Here is a 19173-nt window from a genome sequence, read left to right on the forward strand (position 1 = left end):
CTAGTTTCTTAAAGATTTACTTCCTCTAAAGCTTGCTATTAGGTAGTAGGCAACAAAAACCATCGAGAATTTCAAAATAGATGGAATAGCCAGTTCAAGACTAAAAATGAGGGTTCCTATTACCACCAAAACTCCCATTGCTACGAAAGACAATCCCAGTTTCTTTGGCAATGTAAAATTGGGAGTATCCAAATAATAGGCAATTCCCCATGCTGCTCCAAAGGCTACAGCATAATAGATTTCCAATCCAACACTTTCTGAACTCAACAAGAAATAATTAATAAGGAAACTTACTACAGTTCCCAATAAGAAGTATATCAAAGCTTTTTGCATATCTGTAAAATATGTTGCAAAAGTAGAGAAATTAATTCGACCATGATAAAGATGCAACTAATTCAGAATAACCCCTTGTTATTCATACTACTTTAGTGTTGCTCTACTTCTAACCTCATCAACCGTGAAACTCTGCAACATAAAATGGGGAGATATAATTAAATAGAGCTCCACATCACAATGATTATCAATACTATAAAATCAAACACAAGGTTCTTTTTTTATTATTATATTTGGAAACTTAGAAACTTTCTAGAATTTTTATGGAAACCCAAAAATATACTCCAACCAACAAGGTAAGAATCGTAACAGCTGCCTCATTATTTGATGGTCACGATGCTGCGATCAATATTATGCGTCGTGTCATTCAGGGAACAGGATGCGAAGTGATCCACTTAGGACACGATAAATCTGCAGAGGAAGTTGTGAATACAGCAATCCAGGAAGATGCCAACGCTATTGCGTTAACTTCATATCAGGGAGGTCACAATGAATATTTTAAATATATCTACGACCTGCTGAGAGAGAAAAACTCACCACAGATCAAGATTTTTGGCGGCGGTGGCGGTGTAATTCTTCCTGAGGAAATCAAAGAACTGATGACTTACGGAATCGACAGAATTTATTCTCCGGACGACGGCCGCGAGCTTGGTCTTCAGGGAATGATTGATGATCTGGTAAAAAGATCTGATTTCGCCACCGGAAAAGATGTCACAGCAGAAGACCTAAATGCCATCAATTTTGAAAACTCAACAAGCATTGCAAGAATTATCTCTGCTGTTGAAAACTTTTCAGACGAAAAGCCAGAACTTGTAAAAGCTATTGATGAACAATCTAAAGGACTTACCATTCCCATTATCGGGATCACAGGTACCGGAGGAGCAGGTAAATCTTCTTTAACAGATGAATTGGTAAGACGATTCTTACGTTCCAATACCGATAAAAAAATTGCTATTATCTCTATAGACCCTTCCAAAAAGAAAACAGGAGGAGCTCTTCTTGGAGACAGAATCCGTATGAATGCTATCAATGACCCTAGAGTCTATATGCGTTCTATGGCAACCAGAGAAAATAATGTTTCCGTTTCTCCATTTATTCATTCTGCTTTGAATGTATTGAAACTGGCTCATCCGGACGTTATCATTCTGGAAACTTCAGGTATCGGGCAATCGGGCTCAGAGGTTTCAGACTTTGCAGATGTTTCCATGTATGTAATGACTCCGGAATATGGAGCTTCTACACAGCTGGAAAAAATCGACATGTTAGATTATGCTGATCTTGTAGCATTGAACAAATCTGACAAACGTGGTGCTTTGGATGCCCTTCAGGCGGTAAGAAAGCAATTCCAGCGAAACCATTTATTATGGGAAAGCCCGTTGGAAGATATGCCGGTATACGCTACAAAGGCTTCTCAGTTCAACGACCACGGTACAACAGAATTATACAACCGATTGGTTTCTAAAGTCAATGAAAAATTTGCAGATCTACATTTAAGCACATTCGTTGAGCAGGAAATTACAGACGAAGTGACGATTATTCCTCCAAAAAGAGTCCGTTATCTTTCTGAAATTGTAGAAAACAATAAACAATATGATTCCAACATTGAAAAGCAGGCTGAACTGGCAAGAACAATGTATCATATTGAAGGGGTAAAAAAGATCATTTCTAATGAGGTTCTGGATGCTGAATATCAAAAAGCAGAAAAAAACCTTCAACAGGAAAACATCGATTTCCTTACAACCTGGGACGATACGAAAAAGGCTTTCCAAGCAGAGTTTTATTCTTATTATGTAAGAGGAAAAGAAATAAAAGTAGAAACATCCACAGAGTCCTTATCTCACCTTAGAATTCCAAAAATTGCATTACCAAAATATAATGACTGGGGAGATCTGATCAAATGGAAAGGACAGGAGAACCTTCCGGGAAGCTTCCCTTATACAGCGGGAATCTATCCTTTCAAAAGAACAGGAGAAGATCCAACAAGAATGTTTGCAGGAGAAGGAGGCCCTGAGAGAACCAACAGAAGATTCCATTATGTTTCTGCAGAAATGCCTGCTAAACGTTTGTCTACCGCTTTCGACTCTGTAACGTTATACGGTCAGGATCCAGCGTTACCACCAGATATCTATGGTAAAATTGGTAATGCCGGAGTTTCTATTGCGACTTTAGATGATGCTAAAAAACTATATTCAGGATTCGACCTTGTTAATGCTTTAACTTCGGTTTCAATGACCATCAATGGGCCTGCTCCAATGCTATTGGCTTTCTTCATGAATGCGGCTATCGATCAGAATGTTGAAAAATATATCAAAGAAAACGGATTAGAAGCTAAAGTGGAAGCTAAGCTTAAAGAAAAATTCGATGATAAAGGTTTAGAAAGACCTAAATACAACGGAGAACTTCCTCCATCCAACAACGGTTTAGGATTACAACTTTTAGGGTTAACCGGAGACGAAGTAATTCCTGCAGATGTATATGCAGAAATTAAAGCTAAAACCATCGCTACGGTTCGTGGTACGGTTCAGGCTGATATTTTAAAAGAAGACCAGGCGCAGAACACTTGTATCTTCTCCACTGAATTTGCACTAAGACTCATGGGTGATGTTCAGGAATATTTCATCAGAGAAAAAGTGAGAAACTTCTATTCTGTTTCTATTTCCGGATATCATATTGCAGAAGCTGGTGCTAACCCTGTTTCTCAGTTAGCATTTACTTTGGCAAACGGTTTCACTTATGTGGAATACTATCTGTCAAGAGGAATGGACATCAATGATTTTGCTCCTAACCTATCTTTCTTCTTCTCCAACGGTATTGACCCTGAATATTCGGTAATCGGACGTGTGGCAAGGAGAATCTGGGCAAAAGCCATGAAATTAAAATACGGAGCCGATGAAAGAAGCCAGATGTTGAAATACCACATCCAAACTTCCGGGCGTTCTCTTCACGCACAGGAAATTGATTTCAACGACATCAGAACAACTCTTCAGGCATTGTATGCTATTTATGATAACTGTAATTCACTTCATACCAATGCTTATGACGAAGCAATTACCACTCCTACTGAGCAGTCTGTAAGAAGAGCAATGGCCATTCAGTTGATCATCAACAAAGAATTAGGTCTTGCTAAAAATGAAAATCCGCTTCAGGGTTCATTTATCATTGAAGAACTTACCGATCTTGTTGAAGAAGCAGTCTATACAGAATTTGACAGAATTACTGAAAGAGGCGGTGTTCTTGGAGCTATGGAAACCATGTACCAACGTTCTAAGATCCAGGAAGAATCTATGCATTACGAATGGTTGAAGCATACCGGGGAATACCCAATCATCGGAGTAAACACATTCCTTGGAAAAGATGGTTCTCCAACCGTACTTCCGGGAGAAGTTATCCGTTCTACAGAAGAAGAAAAACAGGCTCAGATCGAATCTCTTCATAACTTCCATAATGCCAATTCCAACAAGTCTGAAGAAGCGTTGAGTACACTACAGCACGCAGCAATCAATCAGCAAAACTTATTTGAAGTGATGATGGATGCGGTGAAATACTGTTCTCTTGGACAAATCACCAATGCTTTATTTGAAGTGGGCGGTAAGTACAGAAGAAATATGTAACCCTTAATCAGGAAAACGTTATATATAAAACCTCAAAGCAAGCCTTTGAGGTTTTCTTATTTTCAGCACCATAAAATTATTAATTTCAACAAAAAAGTGATAATATTTGTTAAAAAACAAAAATAAACTACTTGATCAAGTATATTTGCTGTCAAACAAATTTGAATGAAAACATATATTAAAATTATTTCAGTGTTTGGTCTTTTGATTAGCTTGAGTTCATGCAAAACAGCTATCGCAGATACCTCTCACCAAAGCGACATCAATAAAAATCTTGAAGAACTGCAAAAAAGGGAAAAGACAGAAAAGGATAGGGTTGATATTACCAGCTATAGGAACAACTACGGAAAGCCACCTTCAAAATAATCTCCTTTATATACAAGCTCCTGATATATTCGGGAGTTTTTTTGTACTTTTATTCTATAACAAGAACTAATATCATGAAAAAAGAATTCCAAATCAATGAACCCTGCCATGTTGGAAGAGAAAATATGCAGGACATACCCGACGGAAGTTTTTGTTCACTGTGTTCTAAAAAAGTTCACAATCTTTCCGATAAAACAGACGAGGAAATTCATTCATTAATAGAAGCAAGCGGTTCTATTTGTGGAAGAATTCAGGTAGACAGACTATATGTACCTCAGGAAGAATCTCAAACATTGTATCATTTTTTTCAGCTGCCTTTCAGAAAAATTGCCAGTGGAATCTTTCTTTCTCTATTATTTACCTCTAATCTCAACGCTCAAAGAAAGGAAAAAGATACGATGCGTACTTTTGAAATCGAGGGTTTTGTAACCGTTGTACCGAAAACAGATGATGAACACAGATCCCGAAGAGATTATTTCAAACCACCTATCATAAGAACTTTCAAATTCCAAACATCAGGCAATACAGAAATTAAAAACCAACATAAGCTTACAAGTATTCTCACGCCGAAAAAAAGATATTATTTTTCTGGCAATAGTTTCAGTATGCAATCTGACGAAATAAGGGTCAAAAATATTTTTGTTATTCAAGATTTTCATAAAGAAAATGCAGGAATTAACGAAAATCAATATTTCCTTTTTGTCTACAGCCGACAGATGGATGAAGATAAAATTTTAAATCTGAATTTAGACAAAGCCAAAAAGTTACCATTCAATCCAAAAGCCGAAGAATTTTTATATATTTTAGATGGTAAAGAAATCTCTAAAGAAGACTATGAGCTCTACCGTCAGCAAGGTAAAATTGATTCCTACTTTCTTCCGGAACTTTACGCCAAAGAGCTCTTCGGAGAGGAATTTGATCTTGAAAATGGGGCGATAGTTTCTTATCTCAAATAATATTTATTTCAACCAACACATTCGAAATCTCCTTATTTTTGGGAGATTTTTATTTTTTATCATGAAACCAAAAGCCTTATTCAACTGGAGCAGTGGAAAAGATTCCGCTCTTGCCCTTTATAAAATACTGAAAGAAGATCAGTATGAAGTCGCGACTCTACTCACCAGTATCAATCAGGAGTTCCAAAGAATATCGATGCATGGGGTTCATGTATCTCTACTGGAACAGCAGGCCTCTTCTATTGGCATTCCTTTGGTAAAAATGGAAGTTCCCAAAGAACCGTCGATGGAAGAATATCAGAACATCATGAGTACCACAATGACTGAAATGCAGGCTCTGGGGATTACCCATTCTATATTTGGAGATATTTTCCTGGAAGACCTTCGTCAATATCGTGAAAAGCAGCTTAACGCAATCGGCATGAAAGCGGTATTTCCACTCTGGAAAAAAGATACCACTGACCTCATCCTTGAATTCTTAAGTCTCGGTTTTAAAACCATTGTAACCTGTGTGAATGGTACTTATCTTGATAAAAGCTTTGCTGGAAGAATTATTGATCAGCAATTTCTGAATGATCTTCCTGAAAATGTTGATCCTTGCGGAGAAAACGGAGAATTTCACACCTTCACTTTTGATGGGCCTATTTTCAAAAATCCGGTTCAGTTTGAAAGGGGGGAAACTGTCATGAAAACTTATCCAAAACCGAAAACTGAAAATGCAGATCAAGACGAAGATTATATTTTTTGGTTCTGTGATCTGATTTTGAAATAAATTCCTGCAAATACCGTTTGTAGAAAAACTAAATGCATGAGCCTTATTTTAAGAATTGAAAAACCATGTTCCCAAACGATGGATGATATGCAGGATATTCCAGGTGGAAAATTCTGTAATATCTGTAAAAAAAATGTTCTCAATCTCTCCAATCTCAATTCTACAGAAATAAAGGCTGTTCTTGAGCAGAAAAAAGGAGAAACAGTCTGTGGAATTCTGTTAAAACAGCAGCTCAATACTCCTATTACGACTCATCAAACCAATATCGTTGAAAGTTCATCAAGAAAATATCCAATCGCAAACATTGCGGCAGGCATTGCTCTTACGGCAAGTGTAATCACAACAGTTCCCAGGCAAACGGCTACTTTGGAAAAGCAGAAAACAGCCATTCAGAAAAACCATTCGAAGGATAAAAAACAAAAACAGCATTTTGAAAAAGACGGCCCTACCCTTTTCACAGGAAAAGTAGTATCTAAAAAATCCGGAAAACCTCTTACCGCAACAGTAACCTTTATAACGATAACGAAAGTATATTCCACCCAAACAGACGCTGGTGGAAATTATACGCTGGAAATTCCTTCAGAAGCTATTAAAGAAGAAAATTTGCTTGAATTTAAACCGGACGATATTTTTCACGATAGTGCCATGTCAACCTATACAAAAAATACTCTTTCAAAGCACCAAACAATACAATTGTCGGAAAACGGATATGAAAAAGTAATGGGTGAAATTACCATTGGACCTCCCTACGCTACAGCTCAATCATTTATTTCCTTGAATGGTAAAGTGCTGGACTACAAGATATTCAACAAAAGTTATTTTCTGTATGCCAACCGATATGAAGTGTATTACATTCCTAAAGCTTTTGTAAAATTTTTTACTTCCAGAGAAAATATAAATGACATCTATATTGCTTTTGTTAAAAAGAAGTGATTCCTGTATCTATTGCTATTTATCTTCGTGATATTCAAATATAAGTCTCTAGTAAAATTGAGAGTTTTTTGTTATTTTTGAGAAACAATGTTGCCAAAAAATTATTCCCAAATACAAAATGACTCTAAAAAAATTCCCTTTTCTCCTGCCTATACTTCTATTAATTGCTTTAGTATCATGTAAAAATGAACCGACAGTACAGGTTAAAACTGTTGATAAACAAGCCATAATAGATTCTACCATCAATGCTTTTCAAAAGACGCTGTTGGAACAGCAGATTGATTCTGTGTTTAAAAAATATCATTTTAACGGGAGCATTGCTGTTTTTAAAGACACTTTGCCTTTGTACAGAAAACAAAGTGGTTATTCTGATTTTAAGAACAAAACAAAGATCGACAGCAGTACCATTTTTGCCATCGGTTCTGTAAGTAAACAATTCACAGCAGTGTTGGTTCTACTCCAGATGGAACAGGGAAAGCTGAATCTTACGGATAAAGTATCAACCTACCTTAAAGAATTCCAGATTAAGGAATATGAAAATATCACCATTCATCAGCTTCTCAACCATACTTCGGGACTGAATCTGATGGGAGGAAAACTCATGTTTAAAAGCGGTTCAGATTTCTTCTATTCGAATGACGGATTTAATGCTCTGGGAAAAATTGTGGAAAAAGTATCCGGAAAGTCTTATGATGACAATGTGATGGAACTTTTCAAAAAAGCAGGCATACCCCACTCTTCAACAGGAGATATTTTTAAAGGAACTTATTTCGCAAGCGCTTACCTTGGCACATCCGGCAAGTTTCAAGAAGTTCCCAATATGCCTAAAAGACTTGGAGGAAAAGATATTGGAATTCCTGCCGGAGGAATACTGTCTACCATTCAGGATCTTCATACATGGAATAATGCATTGTATGGCGGAAAGATTTTAAAACCTGAAACATTACAGAAGTTTATGGGCAAAAGTGCGGAAAGACATCATGCCGTTTTCGGAAAGATGGGCTATGCCTATGGAATTATGGTAAACATCGGCAAGCCCAATTCTTATTTTCACAGTGGATATGTAAAAGGATCTCCTTCTTTAAATATTTATTATCCAGACACCAAAACTTCAGTAATCATCCTTTCTAATATCGCAGACGAGGAAAAAGGCAAAGGATCCATTTTCAAGCCTCACATTGAAGTTAAAAAGATTACAGATCATCTTGAAAATACCATTACGCAGCTTACATCAGCACATTAGTTTTTCTTGCTTTGAAGTACCTTTATAAAGGCTGTTCTTTTTCATAAGATCATTTTATATTACAAACTTATGCATTAAAAATTAATTCAAAATGTTTTAAATTGCTGTATGAAAAAGCTTTACTTCATAGCGATATACCCTCCTCAGGAAATTATTGAAGACGTTAAAACCTTTAAGAAAGATTTTGTGGAAAACTATGGGAATTCAAAGGCTTTAAAGAATGATGCCCATATTACGCTTTTCCCTACCTTTTCAAGAGAACATGACCTTCAAAGTGACATCTTTAAGGCTTTCTATGACATTGACACAGATCTTCCCCCTTTTGAAATTGAACTCAATGGTTTTGGAAGTTTCCCCAATCCAAAGAATCCTGTCATCTATGTACAACCGGAAAATAATATGGAACTAACAGAGCTTTGCAATAGGGTAAAGCAAAAGTTTAATTTTATCAGTTATTCCTTCCATCCTCATATTACAGTAGGTTATAGAGATTTGACATTTGAGAATTATGAGAAAGCATGGGAAAAGTATCAAACAAAAAGATACAAAACTAAATTTATCGTTGACAAAATACTTTTATTACGCCATGACGGAAAGTGGGTTCCTATTGCTGAGAAAAAACTGTTGGATCCTAAAAAATAAAACCGGCATTGAAAGCCGGTTTACATTTATTCTTTGATTATTTTCTGAGAAATGATCTGCTGATTATCTTCTGTAACATTCAAAAGATAAGAACCCGTAGGAACGTGCCTGATATCAACCCATAAAGTTGAGGCATCTTTCAACTCAGACTTTGCTGAAATCAATTTTCCAGATCCATCATATACTTCAATTTTGGTATTTTTTGAGAAATCCTGTTTTGCTCTGATATAAAATACACCATCGGTTGGATTCGGATAAATACTAAATCCTTTTTCTTTGGCTGCAATTTTAGAAACTTTAGCGGTTGATTTATTAAGCGTCCAGCTTACATTGGTAAAGTGAACGGTACTATGATTATTGACTTTAACCAGCGAAGTATTATCGGTCACAGAAAAAATCAACGTATTGTTTCCAGTATTAAGCTGTGATGGGGTAATTGTTATGCTATTCCCCGTTCCACTCAGTGTGGTTCCATTAAGCTTCCAGGAGTTCAACAGAGTATTTGGTATCGGCAAAACTTCATTTACTGTAAAAGTAACGTTAGCATTCGCATTTACAGAAGAGGTATTGGCAGGAGAATATGAATCTACAGGCGAAACCAATGAATGAATTCTTTCTATAATAGCTTCCTTACATACCGAACAAAACTGCTGATTCAGATATCTCATCTCGCAACTTTGATGGGGTCTAAACCAACTTGGACTTTCTGTATAAGGATAAACTCCTACACTGTTTAAGCCAACCCAATTTTTCCATTTTACTGTTGAAGGATTAGAGGTTTGAGTTTTATTCGGAGATTCACCAGAACCGGCAAACCAGTACTCATCAGCCAGTTTCCCAAAAGAATGTCCTAGTTCATGAACTACAATTTCATTGGCAGAACTGTTTAAAGAAGCAAATGCATAAGCTCCTCCGCATCCACCATATTCCGTAGAATTGCCCAGCACATAGGTGATATCATAATCAGGAACATTGGCAGCCAATACCTGACCTACTTTATTGGTTGTGCTGCTGTAAATACACCTGTGTACCCCATTATCAAAACTGGAGCCCAGATAATTGTTGGGATTGGAAACAGGTATCACAGGCTCTGTCACGTCTGTAGCCGTTCCCGGATGTTTTACTCCTGTTTGCGTAGAGATTACTTTCACAGCATATGCATTGAAGTAGTTTTTATACTCAGCATATGGACTTTTGGTAAAAAGATAATTGACTGTCGCCTGCGCCGATGATACAAAAGAGGTTTGTTGAGTACTTGTAAAACCATCTCCCAACACCGCAATAATAATTCGTTTATCATTACTCCCATTCTGGAGCAAAGAAACTTTATCAAACACCTGAGCAAAACAATTGCTTCCGATTAAAAGGGCAAATAAAATTTTTTTCATGTTTATAGCTTTTGAGTGAATAGGAGCTGTACACCGTCAGCTTGTGCTTTTTCAATTTTTACAGATTGGATATTTTCAGAGTAAGGGAACCGTACACTGAATTCCGTAGTGGAAAGTAAAGTTTTGTGTCTGGAAATTCCTTCTTTTTCATATACTTCCAGCTCAGGATGCAACGGGTTTTTGACAAGTTGTTTTGAAACTTCTTTTCCTCCATCTCCGGAAATCGTAATGATAAAATCTCCGCTTTCAACTTCATCCCGGCTAAAAGATGGAGCCAGTTTCAATCTGCCTTCTGAGATTTTACTTTCCTGAAGAACAATTTTTTCACGTCCTGACTGATCTTTATCTGCTTTAAAAAACAAATAGATAATCCGGTCACTTTTGGCAACCGTATTTTCCACTACCACCGCTCTTTTTTGCGGTAATCCACTTTGTTTCTGAAAACTACAGAACAGCATTGTGGGAACAATACATAAAGTAAATACGTTTTTCATAATCATTTTTTATTAAAATTAAGAAAGATTTCAACACAAATCACCATTAATTGAATTTTTTTTCATCATTAAAAAAAATTAATAAAACCTTATCTTTGTGCTAATGATTTCAGAGAAAATAATTTTAGGAATTGACCCAGGAACAACCGTAATGGGATTTGGTATTATCTCCGTAAAAAAAGGGAAAATGGAGATGGTATCCATCCATGAGCTTATCCTCAAAAAATACCCTAATCACGAAACCAAGCTTAAATACATTTTTGAAAGAACCCTTTCTTTAATTGACGAGTTTCATCCTGATGAAGTAGCCTTAGAAGCTCCTTTCTTTGGAAAGAATGTACAGAGTATGTTAAAACTTGGCCGTGCACAAGGCGTTGCGATGGCGGCAAGTCTATACCGAAATATTCCCATCACAGAATATTCTCCTAAAAAAATCAAAATGGCTATCACCGGAAACGGAAACGCCAGTAAGGAACAGGTAGCAGGAATGCTTCAAAATCTTCTTAACCTGAAAGAATTCCCCACCAAATATTTAGATGCTTCTGATGGACTTGCCGTCGCGGTATGTCATCATTTTAATTCAGGAACCATAACCGATACAAAATCGTATTCCGGCTGGGAGAGTTTTCTGAAGCAGAATCCGGATCGGTTGAAGTAGTTGGTTGTGTAAGTTTTCTTTATACAGAAACAGAATACCTTTTTACAATACAAAACCACTGCAAAATTGCAGTGGTTTTAATTTATCCGAAGCCTAGCAAGACCTTTGAACCATCGGGGACAAGGTGCTCGCAGCAGCAGGAGAAAGGATTTTGCTATTTAATTTCTATGTAACACAATCCAGCTAAATTTTTAGTCATATATATATTATCCATACCCCTCTCTCTACATATCTCCGTTTGTTCATCAAATTTTATACAGTCTGGAACAAATTCAAGAGGACTTCCTGTTGCAACATTTTTAGGTATGTAATCTTCTGGTTTAATTATTCTATCAAGACTAGAAAAATTATATTTATCTCCTAACTTAATTTTCTTACATTTAGTAACCTCCTCTTTCTTTGAGACGATTTTATAGCTTTTCCCTTCAGAGCTTAAGTATATTAAATAGTAATTATTAACTGAATCAATTTTGTAAACAACATATTTATACTTATCATCAACTTCAATTTTATTGCTTGCACGATTAGCCATACAACCAATCTGCAATGTTAAACAACAAAAAATAGATAAAAAAAACAATTGTTTTTTAATATGGTGTAAATGTTCCATCTGGATATTTTGTAAAAATTATTCTACCACTCGACATAAATTGCGCACTCTTAACATCTGTACCCTTAGGACCAAATGAAAAGCCTTCTGGATTCTTAATGATTATCTCATCGTTTGTTTTATATTGAATCTCAATACTTCCTCCTGGTTGCTTAACAGCCGCATTGTGAGCTCTATAATAAACACTCGCTGGATTTGCTGCATCATCTTGAGTTGCCACTCCCACAAAATTACTCTCAGTTTTAGATATTAAACTACCTTCATTCGCTTCTGAAATTTCATGCAATACACCTTCTCCAGGTTTACTCTAGTAAAATCACCCAAATTTCCTAATATTTCAGGATTAATTGCTTGTTTTGCTGTGATAATTCCTGTGGCTGCACCTAGAGAATACTATAAAGGAACTTAACAATCAAATTATCAGTCTTATGATCAGAAAATAAAAATTACTTGGTAAAACATAATACTATCTTTTACATTGGTATGATTTTTAGTAGTACATTTGTATAAATTTTCAGTTATGAAAACAAACCAACAAACTATAAATCAAGGAACTCATAAAATAAATTGGTTCCAAAAGTTTCTCATGGTATGTTCTGGCGGGAACATCCATATTTTAAGAAAAACACCGAGTGAATGGAATAAATTTTCGGGAATCGGGGGAATTGTACTTTTCACCGCTGTCTTTGCAACTTTGTCAGCAGGGTATGCTATGTATACTGTATTTGATGATATCTGGACCTCAATAGGATTTGGAGTTTTATGGGGATTGATGATTTTTAACCTAGACCGGTACATCGTCTCATCCATCAAAAAAACAGGAACGTGGTGGAATCAGATTCTGATGGCTATTCCTCGTCTGATATTGGCGACCTTCCTCGGAATTATTATTTCCAAGCCATTAGAGCTTAAAATCTTTGAAAAGGAAGTTAATAAACAGCTGAATACCATTATTCAACGGAATAAAAAACAGCTTCAGAGTGAGATGAGTGGTAGAATCCTTCAACAAAGCGGCCCGTTTGATACCGAGAAACAACAGATTTCGGAGAAAATAGCACAGTATCAAAAATCATATGATTCTGCATCTGTAGAGCTTGAGAAGGAAATTTTAGGAAAGCAATCTGGCTTAACGAGTGGAAAGGAAGGATACGGACCTAATGCTAAACGTAAACAACAGTTAAAAGAGCAACGAAGACAGGATCTTGAGAACTATCAGAAGCAGGCTGCTCCAAGGTTGGAATATCTCGACAAAGAAATTTCTAAGGTATACACCAACCTGGAAACGGAAAGAAAATCTACGGAAACATTTGAGGATAAATTTAATGGTTTTGCAGCAAGGCTTCAGGCGTTGGATGAGCTTGGAAAAAATTCTGCGATTATTGGACTGGCAGCTACTTTTATCATGGGGCTTTTCATTTGTCTTGAGATTTCCCCTGTTTTGGTAAAACTGATTTCTCATGTTGGACCTTACGATTACCTTTTAGAGAAAACCGAAAATGATTTCCGACTCTATTCAAAAGAAAAAATCGAAAAAGGAAATGCTCTTACCGATTATCGTATTGAGGATTTTAAGGACAATTTAGATAAATAATCTATTCATATATATTAATCGCACTACCTTTCTGTTTATTCAGAAAGGTTTTTTTTATTTAGTAATCTGTTTCATGTTATAGCCTTCGTACAAACAATTCTACTACTTTTCAATTCTTTTTTTTATTCGAAATCAAATATTTTTAGTAAAATAATTTAAATTTAAACGTACAATAAAGCCAAAAAAAATTATTATGAAAAATCTAAGAAAAATTTCAAAAGAGAATTTGAAAAAAATCAAAGGAGGATTTAAAATGTGTAACAGTGAACTACCCAATTTCGGTTGTGGCAGTTCAGATGTATTCTGCTGTGGACCGGGAGGTTGTAGAAGAATCTCTGATCTACCTCCAGGATCTTGTATTGCTCTTTAAGAAAAGGAATGAGTACCTTCATTCTTATCGATATGAAAGGAAGACCACTGTAAATACAGTGGTTTTTTTATTTGTATATACTGTGTGAAGATTGATCTCAATACAAAAAAATATTCTTTTCAATGAGTTTCCATTACGGTTTAGAGAAAAAATCTATGAAGTTTTAAATTTTAATCAATAAAATCTAATTATAGTTAAAATTAATATAATATTTTTCTTTTATTCAAACATATTATATGAAATATTTTCTAATTTTACATCAATAAATCTTACTATCATGAAAAACTTACTCATTGCATGTGTATTACTATGCAGCACATTTGCATCTACTACTGCAAAAGCCCAAGCTACAGAACCATTTTTAGGGCAAATAGCTTTTGTCCCTTATACTTTCGCTCCTAAAAACTGGGCTGAGTGCAACGGACAGCTACTTCCCATAGCCCAAAATGCCCCTCTTTTCTCTCTTTTAGGCACTACATATGGAGGAAATGGGGTTACAACATTTGCGTTACCAGATATGAGAGGAAGAATGGTTGTTCATAACGGACAGGCTCCGGGAGGCCCAACAACTTATACCATGGGACAGACAGGAGGAAGTGAATCTGTGACTTTAACCGTAACACAAATGCCAGCCCACAGCCATACTGTAAATGCGGTAACCAGTGAAGGGAATCAGAACATCCCAACGGGAAGTCTTCCTGCAGATACAAAAGTTCTTGATAAAGAATACTCTAATGCTGTTGCAAACACTACCATGAACAGCACTATGATAAGCAACACTGGAGGAAACCAGCCCCATGAAAACAGACCTCCATTCATAACCTTAAAGTGTATTATTGCTTTGCAAGGTGTGTTCCCAAGCCAAAACTAAAAAACTATGAAACTACTTTACTTAATGGGTCTGGTCATTGGAAGCTCAGCTTTTGCGCAGACCATAACTTTTAACGGTTGTCCCAATTTGTTTGATAGTCAAAATACCTTTATTTTCAACAAAACCGGGGTAGATACTTTTAATAAAAATATCTACATGACAACCCCTATAGACGGCCAACAGCCTTGTGGCGGATTAGGAACCTGCGAGTTTAAAATTCAATGGAACAATGCGCTTACAAGATGGGAATTTCTTGGAGATGAGGGAAATGGAACTTTTACCAATCCTTATTTAATTTATTATAATTCTACAGGAAACAATTCTCTTTCCATCCCTCCCGGAAACCTTGTAGGAACATGGGTTGAAAACACAACAGTAACCAGCGGACAATGTGGAGGAAATCTTACAGCTGTCAATTCTACAATGACGGGCGATGTACAAACAAGCACGTTAGCGACTTCAGAAGTAAGCAAAAATACAATACAGATCTTCCCGAATCCAGTTTCAGATTTCATTCGTGTTTCAGGAATGAATGACGGACGTACCATTCAAATTTATAATATTGACGGAAGACTTGTAAGGTCTGAAATGTTTGATTCTAAGATTGATGTTTCTCAACTTTCGCCAGGAATGTATGTATTAATGATCACCACAAAAGATCTTAAACATCACGAATTTAAGTTCCTGAAAAAATAGAACCTATTAAAACAAATAAACTACCTCAAGCTTCCGGATTTCCGGAGGCTTTTATTATATAAAAATAAGGCTGTCTCATTTTTTGGACAGCCTTATGTATATTATACTATTTATTCTTACAATGAATAGTTTGGAGCTTCCTGAGTGATGATAACATCATGCGGGTGAGATTCTTTCAATCCACTTCCTGTGATCATTACCATTTTGGTTTCGGTTTGTAAAGCCGTAACGTCTTTTGCTCCACAATACCCCATTCCTGCTCTTAAACCTCCAACTAACTGGAAAATAACTTCTTCTAACTTTCCTTTACTTGGAACTCTTCCTTCAATACCTTCCGGAACGAATTTTTTAGCTTCACTCTGGAAATATCTTTCTTTTCCACCTCTCTTCATGGCAGAAAGACTTCCCATACCTTGGTATGTTTTGAATTTTCTACCTTGGAAGATGATTTCTTCACCCGGTGCTTCATCAGTACCAGCAAGAAGTGAACCTAACATTACGGCTCCTGCTCCACTTGCAATTGCTTTTACAATATCTCCCGAAAGTTTAATACCACCATCAGCGATTACCGCAATATTTTTAGTCTGAGCATATTCATACACATTATAAATTGCAGACAATTGAGGAACACCAACTCCGGCAACAACTCTCGTTGTACAGATAGAACCAGGACCAACACCTACTTTCAGAACATTTGCTCCAGCTTCAATAAGGTCTTTAGCCGCTTCAGCGGTTACAATATTTCCACCAACGATATCCAAATCAGGATATGCCTGTCTGATTTCTTTAATTTTGTTTAAAACTCCAATAGAATGGCCGTGAGCAGAATCGATACCAATAATATCAACACCTGCTTTCACTAATGCTTCAATCCTTTCTAAAGTATCTTCACCTACTCCAACACCTGCTCCAACAATTAATCTTCCGTTCTGATCTTTGTTAGCATTTGGATATTCAAGCTGATTGTCGATATCTTTAATCGTAATCAATCCAACCAATTTGTTTTCTGCATCTACGATAGGAAGTTTTTCAACTCTGTTTTTAAGCAAAATTTCTTTCGCTTTTTCAAGATTGGTATTTTTATCAGAAGTGATCAAATTATCTTTCGTCATGAATTCCTCCACTTTCACGTCAAGGTTTTCCTGATATTTTACATCTCTGTTTGTGATAATTCCAATTAATACATTTTCAGCATCTACAACGGGTAAACCAGAGATTTTATATTTAGCCATCAAACCTTTAGCATCCCCTAAAGTATGATCTTTAGAAAGCGTTACAGGATCTGAGATCATTCCGTTTTCGGAACGTTTCACACGGTTTACCTGTGCAGCCTGCTCAGCGATGGTCATGTTTTTGTGGATAAAACCTAAACCTCCAACTCTTGCCAAAGCAATAGCCAGATCAGCTTCTGTAACGGTGTCCATCGCAGCGGAAACTATCGGAACATTCAGCGTAATTTTGTCGGTAAGTCTTGATTTTAATGAAACCTGGTTAGGTAAAACTTCTGAATAAGAAGGGACTAGAAGAACGTCATCGAAAGTGATGGCTGTCTCTACAATTTTGTTATGAATAGACATCTTTACTTTCTTTGCAAAATTAGGCTATTTTTGTGAGATATGAAAATCCTTTTTGATAGTTTAAATAAAATTTAATAATCAATAACTTAAATCAAAAAACCGCCCTTATTATCAGAACGGTTATAGTACAAAATAATTGAATATATAGAAACTACTTGTAAAATATCATTAAAATTATTCTTTAAATAGCTATTTAACCTTATTTTTAGTTTTATATAAAATTTCAAAATAGCCCTGATTTATTTTTCAGAAACAGAGTTTATCATTTTTGAAATATCATTAGCAGTAAAGTTTCCTTTTACATCTACAAAAACAAGTTCTTTTTCTTTGGAGCCAACCATGATCAGCATATTTTTAATAGCATCTCCATCTTGCTTTACCCTGATATTGACATCATCCCCGTCATGTTTAATCGTAGCCCATTCTTCATAATGATGATCTTTTAAATATTGGCTGTAATCTTGCAACATCTCTTTACTTCCGTTGGTAACCGTCAGAACTTTTATTTTGGAAGCCTTCTTTACCAGATTGATCGTTTCTTCACTCTCTCCACTTTCTTTCAGAGCCTTTTTGATATAAGATTTAGCCAAAACCATCGGTACATTGATGCTCGCAAACTTAGCGCCTTTGAAGTCATATTTTGAGTCTGAGAAAAATTCCATATTAGGCTTTTCTGAAACAATACATGACTGAAGCATTCCAATAGCCAGGATCATCAGAAAAATGTTTCTAAGAGTTTTCATAGTTTGTTTTTTATTTGATTTGTCGAAGGCTACCTCCTGAAAGTTTGTCTACCGTAGCATCCAATTCAGGATTACCTCTTAATTTTACATCGGCACCTGAAGATACACTTACCTTCAATTTTTCTGTCACCAGGATAGAAAGGGCTGCTCCTGATGTTGCTTCTACAATACCTGTATTTATCTTCAGATCTTCTGCCTTACAGTAAGCTCCACTACTGATATCAATTGCTGCTGATGCTACCTGTCCGGATAAAGTGACATTTGCTCCGCTGGATGTGCTAAGAGCCATTTTCTGTGCTGAAATATCAGCCTTCAGAACAGAACCGGAAGTTACTGATACCGCTGTAGCCTGCTTGATGTCAAACTTTCCTTTAAGAATAGATCCTGAATCTGCTTCAATCTCTAAACTGTTTTCGGAAATAGTATTCACTGCTGTAAAAATACTTCCTGATGAAGTTTTAATTCTTTGAAGGTTTGGTGAAGAAACATTCACACTTAGATTCTTAAATCTCAAGTTTCTAACTCCTTTGTTATCGATATAGATCTTCAAAACTCCATCCTCTACTCTCGTTATTATATATTGAAGTTTGTCAGCATCAGCAATTACTTTTACACTTCTTGTATTTTCTTGCTTGAAGTTAACTGTTACCCCTTCACTCACATCGATCTTTGAAAAGTTCCCTACATTTCTACTGTCTCCATTGAGATAAGAGGAGGTATTTTCTGAAGTAAAATCAGTTTTCACAGAGGTAGTTACAGAAGTGGATACAGAACTGCTGGTGATTCCGTTGGAATTCACAATTTTATTAACATCGGATAGCTTCATTTTTCCGTTGAGAATAAAAATAATGTTCTCTTCTTTAGAATCAACGTTAAATACAAGATTTTCCAGATAATTATCTTTCTCATCTTCAGCTAAGAACTTCATGGAAGTACCATCACTGTTCAAAGACAAAAGTTCATTAAAGTTAAGAGATTTCAGAGCTTTGTTTACTTTCTCTGTCCTTTCTTCATTGAGTTTGATGTTCGCAAGATTTTCATCTTTTAAGGCATCGGGAAAAGTTGCTTTAGGAATGATCAAGATTTTAAGACCATCTACTTCATTCAGTATTGGTTTTATTTTTCCGACGTATGCATCGTTTACATCAATGGTATTTAAAAGCTTAAACATAGGCTTTTTAATATTGATCGAAGTTACGCCGCCATTTTTTTCAAAATCCTGAAAAAGTTGGTTCAATTTATCAGTTTGTGCAGAATAGGTTACAAAACTGTTTAAAATTATGGCGATTATAAAAAATATTTTTTTCATGAGATTGCTC

At 35.9% G+C, this 19173-nt stretch carries 20 protein-coding genes; 12 read left to right on the forward strand and 8 right to left on the reverse strand.

Annotation, left to right across the window (positions count from 1 at the left end):
* Positions 1-333 (reverse strand): hypothetical protein, encoded by a 333-nt coding sequence (locus ACL9RH_RS22620; RefSeq protein ID WP_422695590.1) that lies wholly within the window; start codon positions 331-333, stop codon positions 1-3.
* A 263-nt stretch (positions 334-596) separates the two neighbouring features.
* Between ACL9RH_RS22620 and ACL9RH_RS22625 the strand changes: the two genes are divergently transcribed.
* The 7 genes from ACL9RH_RS22625 (at position 597) to ACL9RH_RS22655 (ending at position 8856) form a co-directional block, all read left to right on the forward strand.
* On the forward strand, positions 597-3944 hold the full coding sequence (locus ACL9RH_RS22625; RefSeq protein ID WP_422695591.1) for a methylmalonyl-CoA mutase family protein: 3348 nt from the start codon (positions 597-599) through the stop codon (positions 3942-3944).
* 165 nt (positions 3945-4109) lie between these two features.
* Positions 4110-4310, forward strand: coding sequence for a hypothetical protein (locus ACL9RH_RS22630; RefSeq protein WP_422695592.1), 201 nt, complete (start codon positions 4110-4112; stop codon positions 4308-4310).
* Positions 4311-4384: 74 nt separating this feature from the next.
* Complete coding sequence (locus ACL9RH_RS22635) at positions 4385-5266, forward strand: hypothetical protein (protein WP_422695593.1); 882 nt, start codon at positions 4385-4387, stop codon at positions 5264-5266.
* 61 nt (positions 5267-5327) lie between these two features.
* Positions 5328-6038, forward strand: coding sequence for a diphthine--ammonia ligase (locus tag ACL9RH_RS22640; protein WP_422695594.1), 711 nt, complete (start codon positions 5328-5330; stop codon positions 6036-6038).
* Between the two features lie 36 nt (positions 6039-6074).
* Positions 6075-6971 (forward strand): hypothetical protein, encoded by an 897-nt coding sequence (locus ACL9RH_RS22645; RefSeq protein ID WP_422695595.1) that lies wholly within the window; start codon positions 6075-6077, stop codon positions 6969-6971.
* 118 nt (positions 6972-7089) lie between these two features.
* Positions 7090-8214, forward strand: coding sequence for a serine hydrolase domain-containing protein (locus ACL9RH_RS22650; RefSeq protein WP_422695596.1), 1125 nt, complete (start codon positions 7090-7092; stop codon positions 8212-8214).
* Between the two features lie 108 nt (positions 8215-8322).
* A complete protein-coding gene (locus tag ACL9RH_RS22655) occupies positions 8323-8856 on the forward strand; it encodes a 2'-5' RNA ligase family protein (RefSeq protein WP_422695597.1) in 534 nt (177 codons plus the stop codon).
* A 26-nt stretch (positions 8857-8882) separates the two neighbouring features.
* On the opposite strand, the gene ACL9RH_RS22660 is transcribed toward ACL9RH_RS22655, so the two are convergent.
* Complete coding sequence (locus tag ACL9RH_RS22660; RefSeq protein ID WP_422695598.1) at positions 8883-10244, reverse strand: M64 family metallopeptidase; 1362 nt, start codon at positions 10242-10244, stop codon at positions 8883-8885.
* A 2-nt stretch (positions 10245-10246) separates the two neighbouring features.
* Positions 10247-10738 carry a hypothetical protein gene (locus tag ACL9RH_RS22665; protein WP_422695599.1) on the reverse strand — a complete coding sequence of 164 codons (492 nt, stop codon included), beginning with the start codon at positions 10736-10738 and terminating at the stop codon, positions 10247-10249.
* Between the two features lie 103 nt (positions 10739-10841).
* Here ACL9RH_RS22665 and ruvC point away from each other — a divergent pair, with 103 nt between their 5' ends.
* Positions 10842-11396: a crossover junction endodeoxyribonuclease RuvC gene (gene ruvC, locus ACL9RH_RS22670; protein WP_047424950.1), complete on the forward strand. Its 555-nt coding sequence runs from the start codon at positions 10842-10844 to the stop codon at positions 11394-11396.
* A gap of 154 nt (positions 11397-11550) precedes the next feature.
* Here the strand turns inward: ruvC and ACL9RH_RS22675 are convergent, their stop codons facing one another.
* Both ACL9RH_RS22675 and ACL9RH_RS22680 read right to left on the reverse strand, forming a co-directional pair.
* Positions 11551-12006, reverse strand: a complete 456-nt coding sequence (locus tag ACL9RH_RS22675) for a hypothetical protein (RefSeq protein ID WP_422695600.1) — start codon at positions 12004-12006, stop codon at positions 11551-11553.
* Positions 11984-12292 carry a hypothetical protein gene (locus ACL9RH_RS22680; protein WP_422695601.1) on the reverse strand — a complete coding sequence of 103 codons (309 nt, stop codon included), beginning with the start codon at positions 12290-12292 and terminating at the stop codon, positions 11984-11986. The genes ACL9RH_RS22675 and ACL9RH_RS22680 overlap by 23 nt, the downstream gene beginning before the upstream one ends.
* 234 nt (positions 12293-12526) lie before the next feature.
* Between ACL9RH_RS22680 and ACL9RH_RS22685 the strand changes: the two genes are divergently transcribed.
* The 4 genes from ACL9RH_RS22685 (at position 12527) to ACL9RH_RS22700 (ending at position 15534) form a co-directional block, all read left to right on the forward strand.
* Positions 12527-13597, forward strand: a complete 1071-nt coding sequence (locus ACL9RH_RS22685; RefSeq protein WP_422695602.1) for a DUF4407 domain-containing protein — start codon at positions 12527-12529, stop codon at positions 13595-13597.
* A 193-nt stretch (positions 13598-13790) separates the two neighbouring features.
* A complete protein-coding gene (locus tag ACL9RH_RS22690) occupies positions 13791-13967 on the forward strand; it encodes a bacteriocin-like protein (protein WP_422695603.1) in 177 nt (58 codons plus the stop codon).
* A 277-nt stretch (positions 13968-14244) separates the two neighbouring features.
* Positions 14245-14838 carry a phage tail protein gene (locus ACL9RH_RS22695; protein WP_422695604.1) on the forward strand — a complete coding sequence of 198 codons (594 nt, stop codon included), beginning with the start codon at positions 14245-14247 and terminating at the stop codon, positions 14836-14838.
* Between the two features lie 6 nt (positions 14839-14844).
* Positions 14845-15534 (forward strand): T9SS type A sorting domain-containing protein, encoded by a 690-nt coding sequence (locus ACL9RH_RS22700; RefSeq protein ID WP_422695605.1) that lies wholly within the window; start codon positions 14845-14847, stop codon positions 15532-15534.
* Positions 15535-15650: 116 nt separating this feature from the next.
* Here ACL9RH_RS22700 and guaB read toward each other — a convergent pair whose 3' ends face one another.
* From guaB to ACL9RH_RS22715, 3 genes are all read right to left on the reverse strand, one after another.
* On the reverse strand, positions 15651-17111 hold the full coding sequence (gene guaB, locus ACL9RH_RS22705) for an IMP dehydrogenase (protein ID WP_422695606.1): 1461 nt from the start codon (positions 17109-17111) through the stop codon (positions 15651-15653).
* Positions 17112-17350: 239 nt separating this feature from the next.
* Positions 17351-17854, reverse strand: a complete 504-nt coding sequence (locus ACL9RH_RS22710; protein WP_422695607.1) for a DUF4252 domain-containing protein — start codon at positions 17852-17854, stop codon at positions 17351-17353.
* A 10-nt stretch (positions 17855-17864) separates the two neighbouring features.
* Positions 17865-19163 carry a DUF4252 domain-containing protein gene (locus ACL9RH_RS22715; RefSeq protein ID WP_422695608.1) on the reverse strand — a complete coding sequence of 433 codons (1299 nt, stop codon included), beginning with the start codon at positions 19161-19163 and terminating at the stop codon, positions 17865-17867.
* Positions 19164-19173: the final 10 nt, after the last annotated feature.

Origin of the sequence: Chryseobacterium sp. Mn2064, assembly GCF_049319685.1 — a bacterium.
Lineage (GTDB): Bacteria > Bacteroidota > Bacteroidia > Flavobacteriales > Weeksellaceae > Chryseobacterium.

What these genes read in the sequence shown, in the direction of transcription:
- ACL9RH_RS22660 (WP_422695598.1), bottom strand. Translation starts at nt 10,244, where the DNA reads ATGAAAAAAATTTTATTTGCCCTTTTAATCGGAAGCAATTGTTTTGCT.
- ACL9RH_RS22630 (WP_422695592.1), top strand. Translation starts at nt 4,110, where the DNA reads ATGAAAACATATATTAAAATTATTTCAGTGTTTGGTCTTTTGATTAGC.
- ACL9RH_RS22665 (WP_422695599.1), bottom strand. Translation starts at nt 10,738, where the DNA reads ATGAAAAACGTATTTACTTTATGTATTGTTCCCACAATGCTGTTCTGT.
- ACL9RH_RS22620 (WP_422695590.1), bottom strand. Translation starts at nt 333, where the DNA reads ATGCAAAAAGCTTTGATATACTTCTTATTGGGAACTGTAGTAAGTTTC.
- guaB (WP_422695606.1), bottom strand. Translation starts at nt 17,111, where the DNA reads ATGTCTATTCATAACAAAATTGTAGAGACAGCCATCACTTTCGATGAC.
- ruvC (WP_047424950.1), top strand. Translation starts at nt 10,842, where the DNA reads ATGATTTCAGAGAAAATAATTTTAGGAATTGACCCAGGAACAACCGTA.
- ACL9RH_RS22700 (WP_422695605.1), top strand. Translation starts at nt 14,845, where the DNA reads ATGAAACTACTTTACTTAATGGGTCTGGTCATTGGAAGCTCAGCTTTT.
- ACL9RH_RS22685 (WP_422695602.1), top strand. Translation starts at nt 12,527, where the DNA reads ATGAAAACAAACCAACAAACTATAAATCAAGGAACTCATAAAATAAAT.
- ACL9RH_RS22695 (WP_422695604.1), top strand. Translation starts at nt 14,245, where the DNA reads ATGAAAAACTTACTCATTGCATGTGTATTACTATGCAGCACATTTGCA.
- ACL9RH_RS22625 (WP_422695591.1), top strand. Translation starts at nt 597, where the DNA reads ATGGAAACCCAAAAATATACTCCAACCAACAAGGTAAGAATCGTAACA.
- ACL9RH_RS22635 (WP_422695593.1), top strand. Translation starts at nt 4,385, where the DNA reads ATGAAAAAAGAATTCCAAATCAATGAACCCTGCCATGTTGGAAGAGAA.
- ACL9RH_RS22715 (WP_422695608.1), bottom strand. Translation starts at nt 19,163, where the DNA reads ATGAAAAAAATATTTTTTATAATCGCCATAATTTTAAACAGTTTTGTA.
- ACL9RH_RS22650 (WP_422695596.1), top strand. Translation starts at nt 7,090, where the DNA reads ATGACTCTAAAAAAATTCCCTTTTCTCCTGCCTATACTTCTATTAATT.
- ACL9RH_RS22710 (WP_422695607.1), bottom strand. Translation starts at nt 17,854, where the DNA reads ATGAAAACTCTTAGAAACATTTTTCTGATGATCCTGGCTATTGGAATG.
- ACL9RH_RS22675 (WP_422695600.1), bottom strand. Translation starts at nt 12,006, where the DNA reads ATGGAACATTTACACCATATTAAAAAACAATTGTTTTTTTTATCTATT.
- ACL9RH_RS22690 (WP_422695603.1), top strand. Translation starts at nt 13,791, where the DNA reads ATGAAAAATCTAAGAAAAATTTCAAAAGAGAATTTGAAAAAAATCAAA.
- ACL9RH_RS22640 (WP_422695594.1), top strand. Translation starts at nt 5,328, where the DNA reads ATGAAACCAAAAGCCTTATTCAACTGGAGCAGTGGAAAAGATTCCGCT.
- ACL9RH_RS22645 (WP_422695595.1), top strand. Translation starts at nt 6,075, where the DNA reads ATGAGCCTTATTTTAAGAATTGAAAAACCATGTTCCCAAACGATGGAT.
- ACL9RH_RS22655 (WP_422695597.1), top strand. Translation starts at nt 8,323, where the DNA reads ATGAAAAAGCTTTACTTCATAGCGATATACCCTCCTCAGGAAATTATT.